This window comes from Scytonema sp. PRP1, from assembly GCF_036697665.2.
Classification (GTDB): domain Bacteria; phylum Cyanobacteriota; class Cyanobacteriia; order Cyanobacteriales; family Nostocaceae; genus Kalymmatonema; species Kalymmatonema gypsitolerans.
In genome coordinates, this window is sequence record NZ_JBAHYJ020000120.1 from 83,543 (window position 1) to 106,666 (window position 23,124).

Sequence of the window (23,124 nt, forward strand, 5' to 3'; positions counted from 1 at the left end):
CTTCTCCAAAATTAAATTTTTATTAGTCTTTTGTTCTTTACAAACGACTAATGACTAGTAACCAACCAAGTGCAGCACATCACGTAGGACGCTGTAGCCAGCCAAATCCCAAAGCAAGTAAGCTAGAAAACCAATCATTGCCAAGCGACCGTTCCATAGTTCAGCTTGGGGATTCCAGCCAAACAGAAAAGCATTACGGTCTACGCCGTTGTATTCTGTAGCAACGGATGGTAAATCAGTAGCAGGACGAGTTTCACGACTTTGCATTGTTTTTTCCTCCAATATCAAGTTGGTTTTTAGGACTTTAATTTTTAGTAGCCGATCAAGTGCAGCACGTCACGTAGGACGCTGAAACCAGCCAAATCCCAAAGCAAGTAAGCTAGAAAACCAATCATTGCTAAGCGACCGTTCCATAGTTCAGCTTGAGGATTCCAGCCAAACAGAAAGGCGTTACGGTCTACGCCGTTATATTCTGTAGCTACGGGTGGTAAATCAGTACTGGGGCGAGTTTCCATTTTTTTTTCCTGGTTCATGTTTAATTTGTTTCTTGACTTTACTGTAGCTATTTACAACTGGGCTGCTTTCTGTCAATGGGTACAAACTATCAGCACCTCTTGTGGACGATTATCTGAACAGTGTTTTCTTGGATAAATCCACCTACAGAGAGTGCAAAAAAAAGTATTTGTAAATAAATGTAACAACGTTAACGAAAAGCTAGATTTTACTTAATCAATTCCTGTTAAAAAGCGATGAAAAATAAAAAAGAAAATATTTGTCACCATAGTAGGTACCCAATCACTAAAATCACCGCTAGACAAATTCAATTCCCCTGGCTTGGACTTAAAGCTTAAAAGCCTACCTCCGTAAGCTTTGCTTATGAGTTAGCAAGTTATAGTCTTTTGGGAATTTATCAATTTTTGTAAGGAATCTAATCTAGAACAAACAAAGAAGGATAAAAAAAGAGCAAGGGAGAAAATACTCAATTTTTTACTTCACAACAAAGAATTTGGATTTTAGGCTTCATTACACTCTTGTTTTTGTTACTGATTTAATTAGGTAGAAAAACTTCATACCATGCAGTAGAAGATTTTCAAACTTTGGAGAGATGCTGAAAGCACCATGATTCCACGATTGTATAGCTCAAGAGTTGGGTATTGTGACAGATAGAAAATTTATTCTCATGTAACTTTTAATCCCCACCGACTTGAGCTATAGAGGAAGGAATTAGGATGTTTCAGAGTATGCACATTATGCTGGCACTGTATAAGTCACTGTTTTGGGTGGCACAAGCGCCAGTGACTAACCAGACAGATGTCTCTTTTGGATTTGGACCACACTTTTTTTTCGCTTTAGTCTCAGGTGTGATCCTGGCTTTTGCCTTACAATTAGTTCTCACAAACCTCTCAGTTGCTGCTGGGATTTCCTACCTAGGTCGTCCATCTGATTCTGATGGAGATCATCATGGAGAAGTTGGAAGTGTGGGCGGTACCATTCGCAAAATAGGCACGGCGGTGGGATTGTGGACATTAATCACTGTGACTATTGCGCTTGCCATTGCTTGTTTCCTAGCTGTGAGACTCAGTCTTTTTGGAGATTGGTCTCCAGTTAAGGGAGCAATTTTAGGGTTGGTGATTTGGGGAGCGTACTTCTTACTGTTGGTGTGGGTGAGTTCAACCACAGTGGGTTCGTTAATTGGCTCGTTGGTCAACACAGCAACTTCCGGCTTACAGGCGATTATGGGGACAGCAACCGCCGCGTTGGGGGCAAAAGCTGTCAATCAGCAAGTGGTAGCAACAGCTGAAGCAGCAGCGTCCGCCATGCGTCGGGAAATAGGCAGTGCGATCGACCCCGGCACTATCAGGGATAAGGTAGAAGATTATTTAGAAATGGTGCGTCCGCCAGAACTGGATTTATCCAAAATTCGGGGCGAATTTGAAAGGTTACTCAAAGATCCTCAAGTGATGGCGATCGCCGGTAGTACAGCCGCAGGTGGTGCAGTTCTTAGCAACATCGACCGCCAAAAGTTTGTTGATCTAGTTAGCAGTCGCACTGACCTCTCGAAACGAGATATTAACCGCATTGCTGATACATTGTATAAAGTTTGGCAGCAGACGCTGGGTCAACAACAACCAACGCAAGACCGTTTGGGAGAATTGGTTGAGTATCTCAAATCAATGGCACCCGGACAAACCCGGACAGATGAACTCAATGCCAAGCTGGATCAGCTGATGGCAGAAATGCGTGCTACAAAAGACGCTAACCAAAGGGCAACCCAAGAAGTGGCTCCTGGTCCAATTCAACGGACAGTCCAGCAGGCAATAACCTCGTTGACTGGCGTTGTGTTGGGACGAGCCGATTTGTCAGACATAGATGTAGAAAAAATCTTAGGTGCGATCACAAACGCTAAAGATAAAGTCACAGATCAAGCAGATAAGTTAGGTCTTCCCACGCCAAAGCAGCCTTATAGCCCCATTCGTGCTGATGTGGAAAACTACCTGCTCAACGCACATTCTTGGCAACTGAATTCAGAAAAAAGTGCCCAAGAATTTCGTGACGTTCTTTACGATCCAGCCGCCGATCCCGGAACAGTGCGGGGAGAGTTAGAGCAACTTTCTCGCAGCGATTTTGTCAATATTCTCAAACAAAGGGGTCTGTTGACCCAAACAGAAATTCAGCGGATAGCAGATCGGTTGGAAGTGAGCCGCCAAGAAGTTCTACTTGCAGCGATCGCAGAGGAAGAAAAAGAGGTCGTCCAAGACTTGCAACGCCGAGTCGAAAGCTATCTGCTTGTGACTCCTAAATCAGATTTGACTGCGGAAGGCATACAGCGGGATTTCAAACCGTTGCTGGAAGACTCAGATGCAGATTACGAAACTCTATCTCGGCGACTGGCTCAGTTTGACCGCCAAGAAATGCGGGAAATCCTGCTAGAGCGCAATGACATTAATCCTGAGGAAGCAGACACAATCCTTGAGCAGTTGGAAAAACAACGGGATCAAGTTTTAGTCGAATCCAAAGGAATTGCAGACCAAGCGAAATATCAGGCTGAATCGCTGTGGCTGAATTTAAAATCTTATCTGCGGAACACAGGCAAAGATGAACTCAACCCTGATGCTATCCGCGCTGAGGTGAAAAGACTTTTAGACGATCCGCAAGCAGGAATTGCGGAAATTAGGACGCGTTTGTCTCGTTTTGACCGCGATACTTTAGTGAAATTACTGAGTCAGCGGCAAGACTTGAGCGAAGACCAAGCTAACCAAATCCTTGACACTGTTGAGGAAAACTGGAGTAACATTCGCCACGTACCAAGAAACGTGGCAGATAAAGCTAAGGAGCAATACGACACCGTAACAACCACAATTGCAGATTACCTGCGCAACACTGGCAAAGACGAACTCAACCCCGAAGGAATTCAGAGGGATTTGAATAGACTGTTCCAAAATCCACAACAAGGAGTTGTTGCACTGCGTCGTCGGTTGTCACAGCTTGATAGAGACACCTTGGTGAAGTTACTGAGTCAACGTCAGGATTTGAGTGAAGACCAGGTCAATCAAGTCATTGATTCGATGCAAACTTCAATCCGCGACATGATACGTGCGCCTCGTCGCCTAGCCACCCGAACTCAGCAAAACGTGCAAAATTTCCAAGCTTATCTGGAAGCGTACCTGCGGGGGAGTGGCAAGGAAGAACTGAACCCAGAAGGTATCAAGCGCGACTTACATCTGTTGTTGCACGATCCACAAGTGGGGATTGAAAGTATAGGCGATCGCCTTTCGCATTTTGACCGCTCCACCATTATCACCCTGCTGAAACTGCGGGAAGACCTAACAGATGACGAAGCGGCACAGATTGCGGATACCATGATATCGGTGCGTGACCAGTTTGTGGAACAAGTGCGGGGTATTCAGCGGCGCATTCAAGATGTGATTGATGGAATTTTTGCCCGCATTCGCGACTACCTCAACTCTTTGGATCGCCCAGAACTGAACTACGATAGCATTAAGCGCGATGTTCGCACGTTGTTTGATGACCCGCAAGCAGGGTTTGATGCATTGCGCGATCGCCTGTCTTCATTCAACCGCGAAACCCTAGTCGCAATTATGAGTTCCCGTGAGGATATCTCCGAGGAAGACGCTAACCGCATTATCGACCAAATCGAACGCGCACGAAACAACGTCTTGCAACGGGCAGAACGCATCCAGCAAGAAGCACAGCGACGCTTAGAAGAAGTGAAGCATCAAGCACAGCAACAAGCCGAAGAAACACGCAAAGCCGCTGCATCAGCAGCTTGGTGGCTATTTGCTACAGCGCTTGTGTCGGGCATCTTTTCAGCAATTGCGGGAGCAGTCGCTGTCGTTGTATTAGTGTAGTTTAATACTTTATTTGTATTGAGCAATCTCAGCCTCTCATATGAGAGGCTTTTTTGTTGGAATTACGACACCCTACACTCTCTAAAATCTTTCCAGTAACTTGATGAAAGCTGCACCAATAAACAAGCCTGTAACTTGCGCCAAATAGCCAATGCTCACTGGGTTAAAGCCACCAGGAATATTTAAACTGCCAATCCCGTAAAAAATCTGTTGCACAAACCACCAAAATACATAGAAAGACGCTGGTAGTTGTACGGGAATAAATATAATCAAAAGGGGTAGAATACTGTCAATTTTAGCTTTGGGAAATTTAAGCACATAAGCTCCTAAAATAGCTGTAATCGCCCCATTCGCCCCAATGAGTAGCACCGTTAAGCTGGGTTCAGCTAAAATTTGTACTAGCCCAGTCAGGATGCCACAAACCAAGTAAAATAATAAAAATCGTCCAGAGCCAAGAATACTTTCCAGAGTTTTGCCAAAAACCCACAAAAATATCAAATTTCCTAAAATTTGACTAAAACTACCGTGGAGGAACATTCCCGCAAGTAGTGAAGTCGAACGCATTAGCACAACTATCCAAGCAGCTGAGTTTCCAGTAAGTGCATTTGCACTAGCTGCACTAATTTGTGCTGGAACCACACCCCAGCTATTTACAAAATTGCCTAATTCACCACCAAGCTCTAGTTTCAGTTCCCATAAGAATAAGGCAATGTTGATACCAATCAGACAGTAAATAATGATTGGCTTTCTACGCGTGAAAAAGAAAATGTTATCGCTAATAGGAATCATATTAAGGAGTCATTAGTCATTAGTTATTAGTCATTAGTTGTAGAACTCTCGGATGGCGCGTCTTTACATGAGTTATTAGTTATTCTTTTTGTCCCCCTTATCCCCTTCAATACTCGCTTCGTCTACTGTCACGCTTCTCATCGACCCATAAAAGAAGCTGTGGCAAGATGGAAATCAGACTGTACTGCATTAAACTAGGCTAACCAAATGTTGGGAAACACACTTGTTGGACGATACCAAATTATTAGTCATTTGGGAGGAGGGGGATTTGGTGAAACGTTTGTTGCTTGTGATACTCACTTACCTGGCTCACCTCAATGTGTAGTCAAAAAACTCAAGCCCCAAGCTAATGACCCTGATACTTTGCAAACAGCCAGACGCTTATTTGATACAGAAGCTCAAGTTTTGTATCAATTAGGCATTCATGACCGCATTCCTCAACTTCTAGCCTACTTTGAGGAGAACCAAGAATTTTATCTCGTACAGGAATTTATCGAAGGTCATGACCTTAGTCAAGAAATCATACCAGGAAAACCTTTAAGTCAAGACCAAGTTATTTGCCTGTTACAAGAAATTTTACAGATTTTAGAGTTTGTCCATCAGCAAAAGGTCATTCACCGTGATATCAATCCCCGAAATATCATTAGACGCAAGCCGGATGACAAGTTAGTTTTGATTGACTTTGGAGCCGTCAAACAAATCACAACCCAAGTCATTATTCCTAATGGAAAAACAAAATTTACCGTTGCTATCGGGACTCCTGGATACATTCCCAGCGAACAAGCTCAAGGAAATCCAAAATTCAGTAGTGATATTTATGCTTTAGGGATACTTGGTATACAAGCACTCGCTGGCTTATCTCCTGAGCAACTCGATTTAGATGCAGAGACGAGTGAGATTATATGGCAACATACCTCTGTTAGTGAGGATTTTGCTAAAGTTTTAGACAAAATGGTGCGCTATGACTTTCGGGAACGTTATGGTTCTGCAGGGGTTGTCCTACAAGCTTTGCATGATTTAAACAAATCTCAATCTCAGACAATGGCATTGAGTTCTCCCTTATTGCAAAATCCTATAAAAAATCCTTTAAAAACAATTAATAAACCTAAAAAAAATATAGTATTAAAGTTTTTAGGTGCCATGAGTTTAATCGGGATAGGTGTCGGTTCATCTATATATATTGTCAATGCTATCAATTCTGCAAATTCCACCGAATTGTATAAGCAAGCCAACACACTATACGAGTTACAACGTTATCAAGATGCTTTATCGACATATGAAAAAGCGGTCAACATCAGACCAGAATACGCTCAAGCATGGAATGGACAAGGGAAAACTCTGTATGAGTTGAAAGAATATAAGGAAGCACTTGCGGCTTATGATCAAGCAATTCAATTAGAGCCTGATTATTTGCCAGCTTGGAGTGGGCGTGGTTTTACACTGAATCAGTTGCAAAGATACCAAGAAGCAATTGCTTCCTTTGACAAAGCATTGCAATTACAAAATAACTATCCGGAAGTCTGGAATGCGAAAGGAGAAGCTTTAGCTAAATTAAATGAATATGACCAAGCGCTTAAATCTTATGACAAAGCTATTGAATTGAATAAAGAATATTATGGAGCTTGGTACAATAAAGCATTGTTGCTACAAAATATAAAACGTTACGATGAGTCAATTTCCGCTTATGATAAAGTGCTTGAATTAAAGCAAGACTATGAAAGAGCTTGGTATAACAAAGGCAATGCCTTGGTGAATATGCAACGCTACCAAGATGCGATCGCAGCATATGACAAAGCTGTACAATACAAGCCAAAATTTTACCAAGCTTGGTTATCCAAAGGTAATGTACTTCTCAATTTGCAACGCTATCCAGAAGCTCTTGAATCTTTTGAACAAGTCATTAAATACAATCGCAAGAACTATCAAGCGTGGTATGGTCGCGGCTGGTCATTACATCAAATAAAACGCTATGAAGAAGCAGTTACATCCTATAATCAGGCAATTGAATTGAATCGTAAAAACTATCAAGTATGGTATAACCGGGGAAATTCACTTTACAATTTAAACAAATACCAAGAAGCAATTTTATCCTATAATAAATCAGTTAATTACGAACCGAAACATTACGAAAGTTGGTATAGTAGGGGCAATGCTCTGTTTAATGTAAAACGTTATTCAGAAGCTATTGCCTCATACAATAAAGCAATTAAAATAAAGCCAGATTATCAACAAGCAATAAACGCCCGTAATCAAGCACAACAGTTAGTTCCTCCTCCCGAGTCCACAGTCATCAGTCCATAACTTAAGTTTGTTAACTGTTGACTGTCGACTGGGAACTGTTAACTGTTGACTATCGAATATTTACCTCTTGTAATTGGTTCCCTAAATCAAAAGATTTTATATTCGTAGCAGAACTGTTGCTGATAAATGGTTGATTCATATTTACAGAAGCAGGTGTTTTTGATGAAGCTATTTTTTCACCTTCTGATGAAGTTATTTTTTCACCTTCAACTTGCACAATGCGCTGCTTCTGAGAATATTCTATCAGTTTAGCTTGAGCTGTAGCAGATACAGGAGTATCTTTAGGAACTTGTTGGAGAAACTTGACAGCAGCGTCAAAGTCACCCTCTGCTGCTTTGTTGTAAGCTTTTTGTAACAAGTAAGCAGCTCTAATTTGCTTTTTCTGATTGTACTCAGCTAACTTTTGTTGAACGATTGTCCCTGCAGAACTTTCTTCCGGAATTTGATTGAGATAATCTAAAGCGCCACTGAAATCTTTTAATGATGCTTTTTCATAAGCCTGGGCTAATAAATCTTTGCTTTGTGCTTCAAGATTTGCTTGTGCTTGTTGAACTAATTTATCTGTTTTTGATTGCCAATGCAAAATATCAGGAACTTGAGATCCTGCACGCACTACATCTGCCCAACGACGCTCATTGAAAGCTTGTTGTGCTGCGTTGTATTGTTGGGCTGCATTATCCCATTGCTTTTGCCATTCGTCAATGCTAGCTTGCGCGTCAGGATAAATATTACTGTTCGAGGGGATTGATTTAGCTAGAGCAATTGCTCCGTTCAAATCCCCACCTTGATATTCTTCAGTTGCTTTATATAGTTTTTCTGTTTCTGAATAAGTTGGAGTGTTATGTATTATGGAGTAGACTCCAAATCCCATCACCAATGAATTAGCCGCCAACCCCACCTTCATTCCTGTCAACAGTGGAGAGGAATTTGGAGACACTGGACGTCTGCGCTTGCCATTTAGTCGATCTTTTGGCTGATTTTTTTCATATTCTTCTGAAAAAATGGTGTAATCAACATCTATGATGTATGAGCGTGGATCTTCCAACAGCATTTGCTCAAGCGATCGCAATGCATCACCTGCTGATTTAAAACGTTCTTTGTAGTCGTAGCGAATCATTTGGCTGATCACAGCAGCTAGATAATCGCTGACTGGCGTGTTTTGAAAACGCCACATAATCTCATTTGTTTGAGGATCTATTTTCAATTGCAGCGGTGTCAACCCTGTGAAAGCCTGAATCGCAATCATGCCTAAAGCATAAATATCACTATTAGGTTGTGTGTGACCAACAAATTGCTCTGGTGGAATGTAACCTAGCGAAGTGACAGGAATTTGATCTAAAGGCAATACCGCATCGACGATTTCAAAGTCAATTGGCTGAATTGAACCAAAATCAATCAGAACTAACTTGCCATCATAAGCGCGTCTGATCAAATTTTCCGGCTTGACGTCGCAGTGAATCACACCTTCAGAGTGAACAAAGTCTAAAATCGATAAAACATCTTGTAAAAATTGAATAACTTCACTTTCACTCCACAGATAACCCAAATTGGGATCGATTGGTAGTTCTGCAGTGAGTGCATGTCCTTCCACAAACTCTTGTACTAAGTAAAAGCGTTCATGTTCTTCAAAGCAGGATAAAAGTTCGGGAATTTGCTCATGGTGTCCCAAGTGCTTCAGTGTTTCGGTTTCTGTAAGAAAACGTAACCTAAGGGTTTGTAAGTAGCTTGGTTGGAAACTGGTAACCTTGAGCTGTTTAACAACGCATTTAGGATTCTCTGGATTCTCAATGTCTACAGCAACGTATGTTTCGCCAAATACCCCTGCTCCCAGGGTTTGGACGACTTGGTAACGTCCTTGTAATATTTTACCGATCATGTGGTTCGTCATTAGCTAGTTACTTAGTCACTGCTTATATAGGTTTTCTAACATTGCCTCATGTTTCCGGAATTCCTGATTAAATTAAATGAAAACAGCGCTGAATAAAGCGCTAAGTTCTTAAATCAGAGTCAGTTTTTTATAGTTGTTATTACGGATAAGATGATTTTATTACGTACGTAATACTACAATAATTATCAAGAAAGTATGAAGTATGTAATATTGCCACTGCTGTCAAATATGGCAGTTTGCAGCCCGGAGTAAGGTACACCAAAGAAATAATGAACCACTCATGGGACACTCGTGGAACATAGATAAATAATTATTTTATTCAAATCAGAAGCGCTATATTCGCGATATTGCTAACCTGGTCTCTGTGCCAGTTAGTGTATCTTAGCTCTTCAGTATTTCTACTGTGAAAATTTATTGTCAGGTTGCTTTTCCTCTACCTGAGATTTATCTGTTAAATTGGTGACCTGATTGTTTACCGAAAATTTGGGTTTAAAGCCCCGCCCTAGTCCCTAGCCTTTTCATTTTCTTGTTCGAGCACCTCAGAATCTTGCAAAGGCTTCACTACCCGTGCGATCGCCTGTTGTATAAACTTCTTAATAAACTCATCCCGACGATTGAGTTGAAACTGTCGCTGCACAACTTCCGTCATTCCCCCATCACCCCAATCCTGATCATGACGAAAATATTCAATAAAACTTTTCCCAGCAATCCGCGTCAAATAAGCCGCTGTCACGCCTTGAATTGCCCGCCCAACAATAAAAGTAGCGACATTGAGCTGCAAGGCGGTAGTCAGTAACTGTATAGCTCCCTTAACAATACCTAAACTAGCTAGAGTTTTCCCTAAAGACAGCGCTAATTCCTTTCCACGTTCCAAATTCAATTCACAGCCGTAAACTCTGCCAATTTCCACTACCATTTGAGCATTGACACCGGCTGTTGCCAACATATCCACCACTGGTAGAGGTGTCACCGAAACCACGCCAGCAACAATCCACTGAAATCGCTCTACAATTTTGTCAGCTTGACGGCGACGCTGAGCATCAATGAGTTTCTTCGCTTCCTCTCCCAGTCGTACAGATTGCAGGAGAATATTATCTGCCACCAAATCTTCACCCTCAGCCCGTAAAATAGCCGCCATTCGCCGGAGTAAGGGGAGAATTTCCGGTTCAGGCTGGAAAATTTCGCTATTTTCCAGGTGTACGGGTTGGGGATTCGCGGCGATCGCCACCACATCACTCGCTGGGATCAATCCCCGCACTCGCTGACGCAACCTTGCCAAAATCGCTTCTTTGTCCTCGTCTGTATACAAATCAGTTTTATTGAGGACAACCACAGACCGTTTACCGATTTCAGCCAATGCTCGTAACGGCTCAAATTCTGACTGCCGGATGTCATTATCCACTACAAACAACAGTAAATTTGCTTCCGTTGCCAGTTCTCGTGCTAGTTGTTCCCTCTCGGTTCCCGCCACCCCTGCTTCTAAAATTCCTGGCGTATCCGTAAATAAAATTTTGCGCTCTAATCCCTTCAACCTTAGACAATAAGTTTGCCCCACCTGAGTCGTTCCCATTGGTGCATCTACCTTGCCCACCATGCGTCCCATCACTGCATTCACCAGAGAAGTTTTGCCAGCACTTCCAGTGCCAAACACCACAACTTGAATTTCGCCACCAGCTAAATTCGTCTCAATCTCCCGCGACTTACTCAATAAAGCTTGGCGTGCAACTTCATCTTGAATTTGCGCCACCTGTTGCCTGACAGCATCTAAAGTAGAAGACGCCGCATCAGATTTGGCAGCAGGGACTTGTACGCTTGGGCGTTGTCTGCGTTGGCGCTGACGATTTTCGCCTCGCCCAATCACCACTACATAGTAGACAAACGTGGCAATTAAAGCTGCTATAAGGAGAATGAACAACAGCAGTAGCAGATTACCCAGCAACGGCGCTGAGTAGGAGAATTGCCAGTAAAGCCGACTTAGAGAATCAATCAGCCACAGGCTGAGTCCCAGAATAACGATGAGACCAACAATCAGCGTGACTATGCGCGACACAGGCATGGTTGGCACAAACTAAAGGATACGTACCCAGATGCTTCCCATGTTAATAGTTTCAATGTTTTTCACCACGGTGTTGACCGAAAATAATGGGATACAAGCCCCGTCCTAAAGGAGCGGCTTTTCTTCTTTAAGCTTATCAATCCAATCTTCTATAAGCTGAGTCATAGTCTTTTCCCTTTGTCTGGCAATTCGTCTCAGTTTTTCAAGTCTAGACTTAGAAACTCGTAAACTTAATCTTTCCCTCTCCATTTTATCTACCCAATATCTATCCAAATATGTTCTCATAAATGTATTGATTCAAGTGAGCCTGGTTGTGAAAGCAAGATATCAGTATCGTTTATATAGGGGCGCTTGCGGCGCATGGCAGTTGAGGTTTTACATGGTAACTAAAGTGGGCCGTAACCCACCATTGTTTCGGTGGATTACTACAAATTGGAGATTTTTTTTAGTTGGAAGTCCCTTATTCTTATGATTAGACCACACATCGTAGGTGTTCCCTACCCATAAAACTTATGTAATGGAGATTTTTTTTTAGAAAAAGCTTATCTATTACTAAATGCTCAGAAACAAGTAGTAGTTGGTATGTCAAAATTTGGTTTTGTTAGCATAAGTCAACAAGGAGAAAAAGCTCATGGGACTTTTTGACCAAATTATCAATGCAATTGACAATTCCAATCAGCAAGGTAATGCCGGGCAATTGGGTAATATTCTCAATACTGTGCAGCAAGTGAGTAATAGCACTGGTACAGACCCCTCAACAATGCAATCTGCTTTAGGGATTGTGGGTAACTATGTGCGTTCTGCTTTACAACAAAAGCAAGCCACAGAAGGTAACGAAGCAGCGCAAAATGTGGTGAATCAATTTGGCGGTACTTCGCCTAATCCTCAAGCCGTTAACTCACTTTTCGCTCCTTTTTTACAACAGCAGTTGGCTGAGACTGTTGCCCAGCGTACAGGATTAAATGCTGGTATGGTTCAACAATTACTACCGATTTTGGTTCCTGTGGTGCTGAATCTGTTGAAATCTGGAGCAAATTCTCAAAATCCTCAAGCAGGAGGAAATCCTGTGTTGAACTCTTTTCTAGATTCTGATCGCGATGGCGATGTTGATATTATGGACGCCATACAGCTAGCTAGTCGGTATTTGGGACGGTAAAACTTTGAACCGCAGATGCACGCACCCTCGACGCAGATAATTTTGCCTTATATGCCAATACGGTTGGTGATAAGACTTGATCCTCCCTAACCCTCCTTAAAAAGGAGGGAATTAAGCCCAATTCATCGGGGCTTGGGGGGATCTTCTATAACCGAACAGCACTAACTGAACTGTATTGCCTTATATCCGCATCTATCAGCGGTTGCAATTTTAGATTTGGGATTTAATTTAAAATTTAAAATCCCAAATTTAATTTTATTGATTTTTTACATATCACTTTTTCACTAAGATATATGCTGTCGCATATTCAGGCAGTTGCCTGATATGCTGGTCAAAATCTTTTCGACTTTGAAAAACACCTGCTAAAAAATCAAGTTGATGAAGATTGGGTAAAAATGCTCCGCCTGTATCTGACAGAACTCCCAATTGCAGTTGTTTGCGTCCACCTTTGGTATACTCAAGAACAATCACTCTACCCAAACCAATATTTAGGACATCTCCAGCAAAAGTCACTCCTGGTTTAATAGAAATTTTTGCATCTATCTTATATCCATAACCTTTGATAGCATCAACCTCTCTAAAATACCAATAGCGTTTTTGTGCTGTTGCTTTGACTCCTCGAAGGTAAGGCATTTCATTGTTTCTATCAACATTAAAAAGTCCTTTAGTTCCGTCAGTAAAATTAATCAATATTGTTCCCTCCATCAACGCTTCTTCTAAGCCCTCTCGAGTTAGATAAGCAAGAGGTTCAACCTTACCAAATTCTTTCCCACCTGGCTCATAAATCCCTGACAAAACATCCTGCTTTGTATACTTCGTGTAGAATTTGTTGCCAGTATTGTCTTTTAAGCTATAAATTGGTGTATTGAAAGTAGATGTTTTTTTGTGAGAACCTGGATGAGTAAAAACAGCATACTTTGTAATTCGCAATTGTTTTTGATTGGGAGTTTGAGAGTTATATGCAGACCATTTAATCACGCGAAAATTGGTGTTGATAAAATTAGGGTCTTGTAAACGAGTCGCTCGATTATTGGCAATATCTTCCTGTAAGACAGAAATCATGAAATCCAAGGTTTTGAGGATGTCTTGTACATTAACTCCTTGAGCGCCAAGTAATCCTGTACGTAGAACAGTTGGGTCTTCGGAAGCGTAGTCTTGGTAATATTTTCTAGTATTGGAGAGAACGCTTAATAAGTCTGCTTGATTGAAATTTACCTTCGTGGTAGGCAGTTTTCCTGAAGTGAAAACCTGACCGCTCTGAACACTAAATTTATACTTTTGCAACTCATCAATGACTTGATAATATGTTGAGACTGATCCTGGCTTTGGCTCAGATGAACGAGTGTTTTGTTTGTCTTGACTTTCATATGATGTTTGCTGAAAACTAAAAGCATTCTCTTGACCTGAGGCTAGAAAAATCTGCTGTTGAGGTAGGGTGGAATATTCCTGCTGAGTTTTGGATAAATTCTGTGTAGCTGGATGTGTAGTTTTTGACTGACCATATAAATAGCTAGTGCCTAAACCGACAAAGAATAAAGCAGCAAAACTGACTGTGAGGCGGAGTTTTTGACGCAATGGGAGACTCATAAGCTGGAGAATGAATTTCTACTGGTAAATAATACAAGACTTACGGCGACAAACAAGGTGGAATTGCCTCCAAGTGCATAAGTTGATTTCACTGGCAGCTATTAACTAATTAGGCTGCTCATTGCCTACACTCAAGGTAACTCTCTACCCCCTTAGCTTTAGGTTAAGGGGTTTTTATTTGGCAATAGTAGCAAAGGTGCACGGCGCTTCATATACCCAATCTCGCCTTGTGGCTAACTTTTGCAAGCCTTACTTCGCATCTCATCTACCGTTGTCGCCAATCTAGCTTAAGTCCAACCCACCAAAAGGTTAATAGGGAAAATCCTACTAAAGCAGTCAAATCGACTACCACTTGCCCAGTTATTGGTCCTAGTAAGGTTTGTCGAAGAGCAGATGCAGCGTAGGTTGCAGGGCTTAACCGTCCTATGTATAACAGAATATCGGGTAAACGGTTGTCTGGGATGATGACTGGACCAATAAACAGCATTACCATCGTCAAGAGTAAGCTGAAAGAATCGCTTTCTTGTGGTGTACGAGCATTCGTTCCTATTAGCGCACCAAGTCCGGCAAGGGGTAGCACACACAAGGGTATCACCAATAGAATGATGGGGTTTAAACTCACCGAAAGCTTGAGGAACAGGATACCAAACCCCAGGATGCCTAACAGTGCTGGTAGGGAGAGGAGAAAAAATGCCAGAACTGAAGCAATGATTAAAGCTTCTCGGCGAATTGGTAAAGTAGCATAGTATTCCAAGGTTCCAGAAAATCGCATATAGGCAAATCGATCTGCCATTTTGTTTAAGTTACCGAACATCAGCGTCATCACAAGATTTCCCGTCAGGATGTATCCTAGCGTTTCCTGTCCAGTTCCTTGAGCAAAGCTACCGAGGGCGATGATACTCAGCATCGGAGCAACGAAACTCGTGAGTATGATAGCCCGCCATGACCAACGCCAGTTTGTCAATTCCATCAAGAATAAGTCCATCAGTTGCACAAGAAAAGACGGTGGGTTACGCTTGTTGTGCATAATGCAGATATAAATCTTCTAAGGTTGCTGAGTACAGGCGAAAGTCATCCACCATGTCTAAGTTTAGAGAATTGAGGGACAAAGTGACTTGGTTCCATTCCAACAACACCCGCCAGTGACCGGGTTGCAAGGGAATGAAGGTTAGATCGGGTGGCAGAGTTGGGGGGTTTTCTGGTGAAAAAAAGAGTTCCAAGCGTAGCATTCGGTCAACTTGCTGCTTGAGTTCGCTGGGACGACCTACTGCAACCAGTTCCCCAGAACGCAGAATACCAACTCGTTGGATTGCCTTTTCTGCCTCAATCGCATCATGGGTAATCAGAATAATAGTTGTGCCTTGCTCCTGGTTGATACAGCGCAAATTGTCCCAAACCAGCTTGCGGCGTTGGGGGTCGAGGTCATTTGTGGGTTCATCCAGCATCAGCACAGGTGGCGAACCTGCCATTGCTACAGCTAACCTCAGTAGTCGCCTTTGCCCACCGGATAGCCGGGAACTCGGTTTGTGACGCAGTTGTTGAATTTGCCATAAATCCAGCAAAGCATCACACTCCTTGCGAGCATCGTTGCGGCTCATTCCACGCAAATGAGCAGTGAAGAACAGCGCCTCACCCACTGTCAAATTGTTGAGTGCTCCGCTTTCCTGAGGCATATAGCCGATATTCATTTGTACGAGATGGGGAGCCTTGATGATGTTTTGTCCGAAGAAGGCGATCGCCCCGGAATCAACAGACAACAAATTCACCATCTGGCGTATGAGGGTACTTTTGCCCGCCCCGTTATCGCCCAAAATCCCAAAGATTTCACCTTCATAAATTTGGAGTGTGATGTTCTTATTGGCGGGTTGGGTTTGTCCTGGATAGAATTTCACCAAATTTTGGATGTCGTAGACAATCACGAGTTTCCCTCAAGGAAATCTGAATTAGAAAATACATCTCTCAAGAACATATGACAAAAATCTCATTTTCATCAAAGTAAGCCAGGCTGCATAAGTTGTCAAAAGTCACTGTATTTATATTCAGATGGTTGTTGGAGCAAGGTTATGCGAATCTACTGGAAGCCGATTATTTGTGAGGTGATATTAGAAATTCTGCTAGAGGTAGCCCCAGGCAGCTATGGTATGATGGCGACTATTAGCGAGTATTTGGTGGAATCGACTTGGGAAGCTAGCAGAGCTTCAATTCAACTGGTCTTAGGAATGAATTCCCAACCAGCTTTCCAGTAATGTCTCTAAAAGAGATAAGTGCCATCTGCTCCTCAAAACATTTACGTTACAAGACTTGCAGACAAATTTTGTTTTCCCCCAAAATGAGCTAGTGGCTACAAAAGTTTTTACAATCTTGGATCTACAGGTTCGCTCTCCATCGCTAAAATACCAAAAACGCATTCATGCACGCGACGCAGAGGAGCATGGGCAACAAATCGCTCCAACGCTTCAACACCCAAGGCAAATTCTCGCATAGCCAAAGACCGCTTGAGTGATAACCCACGTTGGCGCAGACGTTGCAAATTCTCAGGCGTTGAGTATTCTGGACCATAGATAATTCGCAGATATTCTCGCCCGCGACACTTAACAGCAGGCTGCACAATACCGCGATTGCCTTTAACAATAAACTGCATCGGCTTAACAACCATGCCTTCACCCCCTGCTGTGGTCAGTTCTTCCCACCAGTGAACCGCTTCTGCTAAACTGCTCGGGTCAGTCAAATCTATCACCTTGTATGCCGTTGCTAGCAGTAGATCCGGGTCACACTGAGCAATTTTCGCTGCTTGCTCCATGTGCCAGCGATGGTCTTTATCTGTGTGGATGGTTCCCTCTGTTGCCAAAATGTGGAAAGGAGCAAGTTTGAGGTCGGATATATCATTCACTGACCAACAATAGCGGCGGTAAGCACTGACGTACTGCTGTGTCATTTCTGCACGTTGTTGAAATTGGCTCAGTTGGGCGCTCACCTCAACACCCCGCTGCTGTGCTTGCTGCAACACACTTACAGCATCCCCAAGAGCAAGGCGTGACGATATCCCAACGGCTGCATATTGTTTCCGCAGCAACCCCTGTGCTTTGGCTGACCAGGGCATGAGTTCGCAGTCCAAGCAAACCCAATCGGTATTGAATGTTTCCCAAAAGCCACTCTGGGAGAGAGCAGCATTGACTCGCGCCAAAAATTCTACCTCTAAGTTTAGATTGTCAAAAAAGCGCCTTCCCGTGCGGGTGTAGCAGATACCAATCCCCTCATTTACCACGCCAAAGCGTTTCTTAGCAACTATTTCATCTCGGCATACAATGACCACCGCCCGTGAACCCATGTGCTTTTCTTCGCAGATAACTTCAGTGATTCCTTGGTTTTCGTAGTAGGCAAAGGCTTGTGTTGGATGTTCTAGATATCCTGTTTCTTGAGATGTCTCCACAGGCGACATAGTAGGTGGCAAGTAAATCAACCATTTGGGATTAGCAGCAAAACGGCTCATCACCTCTAAGGCGGCGATCGCATTTTCTTCTCGTATCTTAATGTTGGGCGAAAGTCGGGTGCTGATGATGCGCTTACCAAGTACATCTTCAATATGAAGCACATCATCTAACTGCTGCTGTAGACTTGTAGAATTCTCGGATGCAACATCTCTACCCAACCCTTTAATAGGTCTAGCAGGTTCGTAGTAAGTGCGCGCAGCAGGAACGCTCACCAGTTCCTTCTCTGGATAACGCAGCGCAGTCAATTTGCCGCCAAAAACACAGCCTGTATCAATATCAATTGTATTATTGAGCCATTCGGCTTCTAAAACAGGGGTGTGTCCGTAGATAACCATCGCCTCACCCCGGTACTCCGCCGCCCAGTTGTAACGAACGGGTAAGCCAAACTCATCAATTTCTCCGGTAGTTTCGCCATACAAGGCAAACTCGCGCACTGCCCCAGATCCGCGTCCCTGCATTTCCTGCTTTAACCCCGCATGGGCAACGACAAGCCGCCCTGCGTCGAGAACGTAGTGACTCACGAGGGAATCGAGAAACTCATACAGTTCTTTAGTAAAGGGTTTGCGTATATCCTCTGGTAACGCCTCAATTTCTGCCAAGGTTTGCTCTAACCCATGATTACTCTTGACATTTTTACCTCGTAATTTCCGCAACAACTTGTTTTCATGATTACCAGGAACGCAAATAGCCGTACCTGCTGCAACCATGTTTCGCACAAGCTTAACTGTATCTAGGATACGTGGTCCCCTGTCTATTAAATCACCAAGAAAAACAGCTTTGCGTCCCTCGGGGTGGTAGTACGTGGGGAAGTGCAGGGATGAGGGGGATGAGGGGGATGAGGGAGAAAAAGAGGTTACTTCGGCAACTTCAGCTACTTTTCTTGTCTCCGTGTCCTTCTCGTAGCCTAATTTCTGTAGTAATGCTTCGAGTTCGTCGCAGCAGCCGTGAATGTCGCCAATGATGTCAAAGGGACCGTGTTCGTACTTACGGTTGTTCCACAGAGGTTGACGCTCAATTTCGACGGCTTCAATTTCCTCTTGGGAATTGAGGACGTAGACGTAGCGGAAGCCTTCTCTTTCCAAGCCTCGCAGGGAACGGCGCAAACATTGGGTGTGACGGCGTACGACATGAGGACCAAACTGGCGATCGCTTCTTTGCTGGTTGCGTTGGTGACACAGTTCTTCTGGTAAATTGAGGGCGATCGCCACGGGAAAACAATGATACTGCCGTGCTAATGCCACGAATCCTTTACGGTCTTCTGGTTGGACGTTGGTAGCATCAATCACCGTCATTTTCCCTGCTGCCAGTCGCTTTGCGGCAATATAGCGTAGTACCTCAAAGGCATCATGGGAAGCAGATTGATTGTTTTCATCATCGGACACCAAGCCACGGCAAAAGTCTGAGGATAAAACCTCAAAGGGCTGAAAGTGCTTGCGAGCAAAGGTCGATTTGCCAGAACCCGAAGCACCAATAAGCACAACCAAGGAAAGTTCGGGAATATTTAATTTCATAATTTTGCGGTCAAGTTCGTCAAATTTCATGGCGAAACACCCCCATCTGCGTAGGAGAACCAACTTCTGGATCTTCGACTCCTACAGGTTGAAACTGCACCGTGTAGCCAAAGCGTTCTGCAACTTGCTTTGCCCAAGTCTCGAATTCTTGGCGTGTCCATTCAAAGCGGTGGTCTTTATGTCGCAGTTTTCCAGCAGGCAAGTTCTCAAATTTAACGTTGTATTCTATATTCGGTGTAGTCACCACTACCGTCTTCGGTTGGGCAAACTCAAACAACACCCGCTCAAAAGCAGCAAGACGTGGTAAGTCGAGATGCTCAATCACTTCAATGACCGTGGCAGCATCGTATCCTTTAAAACGTTTATCCTGGTAAGTGAGTGCGCCTTGAATCAGTTGTAGGCGATTCGATTGGTTGCTAGGTAAGTGCAGGCGGTCTAATCGCTCTTGTGCTACCTCTAGCGCCCGATAGGAAACGTCAACACCTGTAATTTGCTCAAAAAAGCTGTCTTTGAGCAGCATACGCAACAAAGTTCCCTGACCGCAACCTAAATCAATAACTCGTTTTGCACCATTTTCTTTCAAAGCAGCATCTACGGCATTCAACCGCTGCTGCTTTAAGCTCATAGGCTTTTCTACAGCTGCTTCTTCTTCTGCATGGTTTTCTTCAGCACTGTCTGGATCGAGTTCGTCTTCCTCTGCAAGTTGTGCTAAAGCAGCGCGAGTTAAGCGGTGCTGTCGTTTTAAGTAACGACGAGTAATGGCTTCCCGCGCTGGATGCGCCCTTAACCAACCCTCACCATGACGCAGTAGCTTTTCTACTTCGTCATCGTCTACCCAATAGTGTTTATCGTCATCCAATACAGGAATAAGTACGTACAGATGACTCAGCAAGTCGGCAAGGGGTAGGGTATGCTGCAATTCCACGGTGTAATACTTGCTGTCTCCCCAATCAGGAAATTTCTCATCTAGAATGTGATTTTGGGCAGTCACAGTGTAGCCCAACGGCTCAAAGAGCTGCCGCAGGAATCCTTCGCCACCTCGACAAGGTAAAACAGACAATTTCGCAACCAGAGGTAGAGGAGTTTGTGTCAATTCTGGTTTGTCTTTGCAACGACCTGCAAGCGCAGTACTGAAGACTTGGGCGATCGCCACACTTAAAAATGAAGAAGCGACGTAAGGGCGATCGTTCACATATTGTTCCAGATTTGTACTCCGTCCGCGCACCAACTTCACTGGGTCAATATCCAAAAGCAGCGCCGCAGTACATCGTTGCTCACTGGCTTCTGGATAGAAGACGTGCGCTTGTCCAAAAGAAAGAGCAAAAGATTGGCAGCGATCCGGGTGTTTATGCAGTAAGTACCCTAAATCCGTTGCTGGGTAAGATGTGGTCGTAATCAGCAGTAGCATTCACTTGTGCAGAGGTTCACTTTGGCGAGGATAATTATGACTACTGCTCAATGCCAAATGATTACGGAAAAATTTCATGTCTTTTAGGCGTTAATATTATTACTTTGCTTTATAAATTGTTACAAAAAGGCTTTTAATTGAGCTTACGCCATATTTGCCGCTGGCATTGATGATGAACTACCCTATTTTCCTGTTTTTCATTTCATTGATTGTATATGGAATTGAAACACTCTAGATCATTAGGGAGCATCTTGTGACAATCGACACTGATCGCGGTAGCGGCAGGTTTTTTCCTTGAAGATTTCCGTTAATCTTGAACCTACGCACTAAAATTTTTGTTAAGACTGGGAGTGAGGAGTCAAGTGTGGAAGTGTAGTGACGATTGTGGCATTTTCCCTACACCCGTACGGGCGCAAACGATTACACTTTTAGCACGCCAGTTAACTCAACGCGAGGGCAGTGCGTCCTTGCAGGTTTCTGTTATGAGCACAAAGTAGACGCGTAGCTGCTTGTTGTGGGGGTAGCAACTGCCTATTGGCGAACCCCGCTTTCATTACGCTTCCCTTCACCGTACATTCGTTCAAAACCTTCATTTTTCGTTTCACTGCGTAATTCCTGTTCATCAAGACCCCACCTAGTTGCTGTCTAGGTGGGGTTAGATTTGGGCATAATTTTTGTCTAAGTCCCGTTATTACGGTTTTATTAGCGATTAATCCGAATTAAGTCGGTCAAAATGCTATCTAAGCTCCCATTGACTTGAATTTTCTCAATCTTCTCTGCAATTCGCTCCAATACTTCTAATTCCTTCAAACGTAACGCGACGGGGTTATCCTCCATCACCTTGGCAGTATTCAACATACTGCGAGTCGCAGCAGTTTCTTCACGACGACGAACTCCATTTGCTTGGGCTGCTTTTTCGGCTTCCACTACCTTGCCCAAAATCGTCTTAATCTCACCAGGGAGAATAATGTCTTTTACTCCTACCGAATCTACTTCAATTCCATAGTCTGAGGTTTTTTGACGAATGTAATCAAAAATACTTCTATCAATCGCACCTTTATCCTCCAGTAAGGCATCCAAAGTTTTTTCGCCAACAGCACCACGTAAAGCAAATTGTAGCTCTTTGTATAAGTAGCTAGTAATATCTGATAAACGGTTTTTGGCTGTTAGTGGATCGAGTATGCGGTAGCCAGCAGTTAAGTTTAAGCGCAAAGGCACTTTATCTTTAGAAAGAATGTCTTGACCGGATACTTCCATAGTTTGCAGGCGTTGGTCGAAGACTTCCGTTTTTAAAGAACGCCCAAACACCCACCATGCGTGCCTTCCTGGCTGGAGTTGTGTTTGAAACTCTTGATTGATGTACAGTAGCCCCATGTACTGTGCGGGTACTTCACAAATATGTAAACAATTGCGGCTCAAAGTTAAAGTCTCTGGCAAACCGGAAACTAACTCAGCAACTAAGGGAGATGGCAACTTAGCATCGGTGGTGATGTCAATTACCTCTATCTCCACACCTTGCCAAAACAGCTTGCGACTGCATGGCGCTAGGATGGAAACGACTTTACCTTGATAGCGTACAATGGCTACTTGCTGATTCTGTAATTGTACTATTTCGCAGTGAGCGGCTACAAATTCGGGATGTTGCTCAATTAATACATCTTCTAAAGGAAATTGTGGATTAGGTAGAATACGGCTCTGGGTACGGACTGCAACATCTCTATTCACAGCCCAAAAAGCGTACTCGCCTGGTTCTAGCGATCGCACAAAGTTATTCTGCACGTAAAGCAAACCAATCTCATACTCCGGAATTTGGAATTTCTTGATTTCATTCAAGGCAATTCCACGTACTTGCTGTACGAATTCAGTAGGTAATTCCAAGCTTTCATCTAAGTTGAAAAGATGTGATTCTACGTCAATAAAACCACGCCAAAAAGCTCGTAATTGATTTGGTGCAACACTGACCCAATTTTGCCCCAAGCGTACTAAAGCAGCTTGATTGAAAGCAGTCCTGACTACTAAAAGATATTGCTGTAACTCTGCACTATGATTTCGCAGCAACAGTTCCAAGTTCTCTATCTTGAACTCAGGTTGGTTGAGGTCATAAGTTTTTACTTGCCAATGCCGACCAAAATAGGTGTAAGTACCAGGCTGCAAAATTTTTTTAAAATCACTGCGGTGATATAAGATTCCAATCTCGTTTGGCTTGATATAAAAAGTTTTCCAAATGGAAATTTGCATAAATAACTTGGGCAGTTGTAGCCGATGCAGAAGGTTTGATAAAAACATTTATAGATTTGGCGTGGACAATTTAACCCTGTGTTCTTATAAAGAAGCTGTATCTCGTGCATGAGTTAGAGGTAGAGACTCCAGCTTTGTTCTGAATTTGGCACTAAAGGAGTCAATAACTTTTGATCTTTATAATACATATACTACACAATATTTTTAAACTCTGCAAATGCAGGTGTTTACAGTTCAGTTGCGGGCAAATTGCATCTCCTCTCACTGGATTAAGATTGCTGGTTCTTATACCTAGACTACTTAAGAGCAATCTAGAAAAAGACAACAAC

At 43.2% G+C, this 23,124-nt stretch carries 15 protein-coding genes; 4 read left to right on the forward strand and 11 right to left on the reverse strand.

All coding sequences use genetic code 11. The features are described from left to right. Positions 1 to 54 precede the first annotated feature (54 nt). Both V5G28_RS32175 and V5G28_RS32180 read right to left on the reverse strand, forming a co-directional pair. Positions 55 to 267, reverse strand: a complete 213-nt coding sequence (locus tag V5G28_RS32175; protein WP_332988252.1) for a chlorophyll a/b-binding protein — start codon at positions 265 to 267, stop codon at positions 55 to 57. 44 nt (positions 268 to 311) lie between these two features. Next, positions 312 to 515, reverse strand: coding sequence for a chlorophyll a/b-binding protein (locus V5G28_RS32180; protein ID WP_332988256.1), 204 nt, complete (start codon positions 513 to 515; stop codon positions 312 to 314). Positions 516 to 1,229: 714 nt separating this feature from the next. On the opposite strand from V5G28_RS32180, the gene V5G28_RS32185 reads away from it, so the two are divergent. Beyond that, positions 1,230 to 4,370 carry an MFS transporter gene (locus tag V5G28_RS32185; RefSeq protein ID WP_332988258.1) on the forward strand — a complete coding sequence of 1,047 codons (3,141 nt, stop codon included), beginning with the start codon at positions 1,230 to 1,232 and terminating at the stop codon, positions 4,368 to 4,370. A gap of 81 nt (positions 4,371 to 4,451) precedes the next feature. On the opposite strand, the gene V5G28_RS32190 is transcribed toward V5G28_RS32185, so the two are convergent. Continuing rightward, entirely contained in the window at positions 4,452 to 5,159 is a 708-nt protein-coding gene (locus V5G28_RS32190; protein WP_332988260.1) for a rhomboid family intramembrane serine protease, read from the reverse strand. A gap of 207 nt (positions 5,160 to 5,366) precedes the next feature. On the opposite strand from V5G28_RS32190, the gene V5G28_RS32195 reads away from it, so the two are divergent. Then, positions 5,367 to 7,460 (forward strand): tetratricopeptide repeat protein, encoded by a 2,094-nt coding sequence (locus V5G28_RS32195; RefSeq protein WP_332988262.1) that lies wholly within the window; start codon positions 5,367 to 5,369, stop codon positions 7,458 to 7,460. Between the two features lie 49 nt (positions 7,461 to 7,509). On the opposite strand, the gene V5G28_RS32200 is transcribed toward V5G28_RS32195, so the two are convergent. Both V5G28_RS32200 and V5G28_RS32205 read right to left on the reverse strand, forming a co-directional pair. Continuing rightward, a complete protein-coding gene (locus V5G28_RS32200; RefSeq protein ID WP_332988264.1) occupies positions 7,510 to 9,348 on the reverse strand; it encodes a serine/threonine-protein kinase in 1,839 nt (612 codons plus the stop codon). 502 nt (positions 9,349 to 9,850) lie between these two features. Further along, positions 9,851 to 11,404 carry a YcjF family protein gene (locus V5G28_RS32205; protein ID WP_332988266.1) on the reverse strand — a complete coding sequence of 518 codons (1,554 nt, stop codon included), beginning with the start codon at positions 11,402 to 11,404 and terminating at the stop codon, positions 9,851 to 9,853. 631 nt (positions 11,405 to 12,035) lie between these two features. On the opposite strand from V5G28_RS32205, the gene V5G28_RS32210 reads away from it, so the two are divergent. Continuing rightward, positions 12,036 to 12,560 (forward strand): DUF937 domain-containing protein, encoded by a 525-nt coding sequence (locus V5G28_RS32210; RefSeq protein ID WP_332988268.1) that lies wholly within the window; start codon positions 12,036 to 12,038, stop codon positions 12,558 to 12,560. Between the two features lie 273 nt (positions 12,561 to 12,833). On the opposite strand, the gene V5G28_RS32215 is transcribed toward V5G28_RS32210, so the two are convergent. The 3 genes from V5G28_RS32215 to V5G28_RS32225 all read right to left on the reverse strand — a co-directional run bounded on the left by V5G28_RS32215 (position 12,834) and on the right by V5G28_RS32225 (position 16,066). Then, positions 12,834 to 14,147 (reverse strand): hypothetical protein, encoded by a 1,314-nt coding sequence (locus tag V5G28_RS32215; protein ID WP_332988270.1) that lies wholly within the window; start codon positions 14,145 to 14,147, stop codon positions 12,834 to 12,836. Positions 14,148 to 14,412: 265 nt separating this feature from the next. Then, a complete protein-coding gene (locus V5G28_RS32220; protein ID WP_332988271.1) occupies positions 14,413 to 15,174 on the reverse strand; it encodes an ABC transporter permease in 762 nt (253 codons plus the stop codon). After that, positions 15,158 to 16,066, reverse strand: coding sequence for an ABC transporter ATP-binding protein (locus tag V5G28_RS32225; protein WP_332988273.1), 909 nt, complete (start codon positions 16,064 to 16,066; stop codon positions 15,158 to 15,160). Before V5G28_RS32225 ends, V5G28_RS32220 begins: the two co-directional genes overlap by 17 nt. A 144-nt stretch (positions 16,067 to 16,210) precedes the next feature. On the opposite strand from V5G28_RS32225, the gene V5G28_RS32230 reads away from it, so the two are divergent. After that, on the forward strand, positions 16,211 to 16,393 hold the full coding sequence (locus tag V5G28_RS32230) for a hypothetical protein (RefSeq protein ID WP_073630404.1): 183 nt from the start codon (positions 16,211 to 16,213) through the stop codon (positions 16,391 to 16,393). Positions 16,394 to 16,500: 107 nt separating this feature from the next. Here the strand turns inward: V5G28_RS32230 and V5G28_RS32235 are convergent, their stop codons facing one another. The 3 genes from V5G28_RS32235 to V5G28_RS32245 form a co-directional block, all read right to left on the reverse strand. Next, on the reverse strand, positions 16,501 to 19,149 hold the full coding sequence (locus V5G28_RS32235) for a polynucleotide kinase-phosphatase (protein ID WP_332988304.1): 2,649 nt from the start codon (positions 19,147 to 19,149) through the stop codon (positions 16,501 to 16,503). Positions 19,150 to 19,168: 19 nt separating this feature from the next. Next, complete coding sequence (locus V5G28_RS32240; RefSeq protein ID WP_332988278.1) at positions 19,169 to 20,557, reverse strand: 3' terminal RNA ribose 2'-O-methyltransferase Hen1; 1,389 nt, start codon at positions 20,555 to 20,557, stop codon at positions 19,169 to 19,171. A gap of 702 nt (positions 20,558 to 21,259) precedes the next feature. Further along, the gene (locus V5G28_RS32245) at positions 21,260 to 22,795 is read right to left on the reverse strand and encodes a slipin family protein (RefSeq protein WP_332988280.1); all 1,536 of its coding nucleotides are present in this window, start codon (positions 22,793 to 22,795) and stop codon (positions 21,260 to 21,262) included. Between the last annotated feature and the right edge of the window lie 329 nt (positions 22,796 to 23,124).

Excerpts from the sequence above, each read along its gene's own strand:
- V5G28_RS32240 (WP_332988278.1), bottom strand. The coding sequence starts at position 20,557 with ATGCTACTGCTGATTACGACCACATCTTACCCAGCAACGGATTTAGGG.
- V5G28_RS32245 (WP_332988280.1), bottom strand. The coding sequence starts at position 22,795 with ATGCAAATTTCCATTTGGAAAACTTTTTATATCAAGCCAAACGAGATT.
- V5G28_RS32235 (WP_332988304.1), bottom strand. The coding sequence starts at position 19,149 with ATGAAATTAAATATTCCCGAACTTTCCTTGGTTGTGCTTATTGGTGCT.
- V5G28_RS32175 (WP_332988252.1), bottom strand. The coding sequence starts at position 267 with ATGCAAAGTCGTGAAACTCGTCCTGCTACTGATTTACCATCCGTTGCT.
- V5G28_RS32195 (WP_332988262.1), top strand. The coding sequence starts at position 5,367 with ATGTTGGGAAACACACTTGTTGGACGATACCAAATTATTAGTCATTTG.
- V5G28_RS32180 (WP_332988256.1), bottom strand. The coding sequence starts at position 515 with ATGGAAACTCGCCCCAGTACTGATTTACCACCCGTAGCTACAGAATAT.
- V5G28_RS32190 (WP_332988260.1), bottom strand. The coding sequence starts at position 5,159 with ATGATTCCTATTAGCGATAACATTTTCTTTTTCACGCGTAGAAAGCCA.
- V5G28_RS32220 (WP_332988271.1), bottom strand. The coding sequence starts at position 15,174 with ATGCACAACAAGCGTAACCCACCGTCTTTTCTTGTGCAACTGATGGAC.
- V5G28_RS32200 (WP_332988264.1), bottom strand. The coding sequence starts at position 9,348 with ATGACGAACCACATGATCGGTAAAATATTACAAGGACGTTACCAAGTC.
- V5G28_RS32185 (WP_332988258.1), top strand. The coding sequence starts at position 1,230 with ATGTTTCAGAGTATGCACATTATGCTGGCACTGTATAAGTCACTGTTT.
- V5G28_RS32230 (WP_073630404.1), top strand. The coding sequence starts at position 16,211 with ATGCGAATCTACTGGAAGCCGATTATTTGTGAGGTGATATTAGAAATT.
- V5G28_RS32210 (WP_332988268.1), top strand. The coding sequence starts at position 12,036 with ATGGGACTTTTTGACCAAATTATCAATGCAATTGACAATTCCAATCAG.
- V5G28_RS32205 (WP_332988266.1), bottom strand. The coding sequence starts at position 11,404 with ATGCCTGTGTCGCGCATAGTCACGCTGATTGTTGGTCTCATCGTTATT.
- V5G28_RS32215 (WP_332988270.1), bottom strand. The coding sequence starts at position 14,147 with ATGAGTCTCCCATTGCGTCAAAAACTCCGCCTCACAGTCAGTTTTGCT.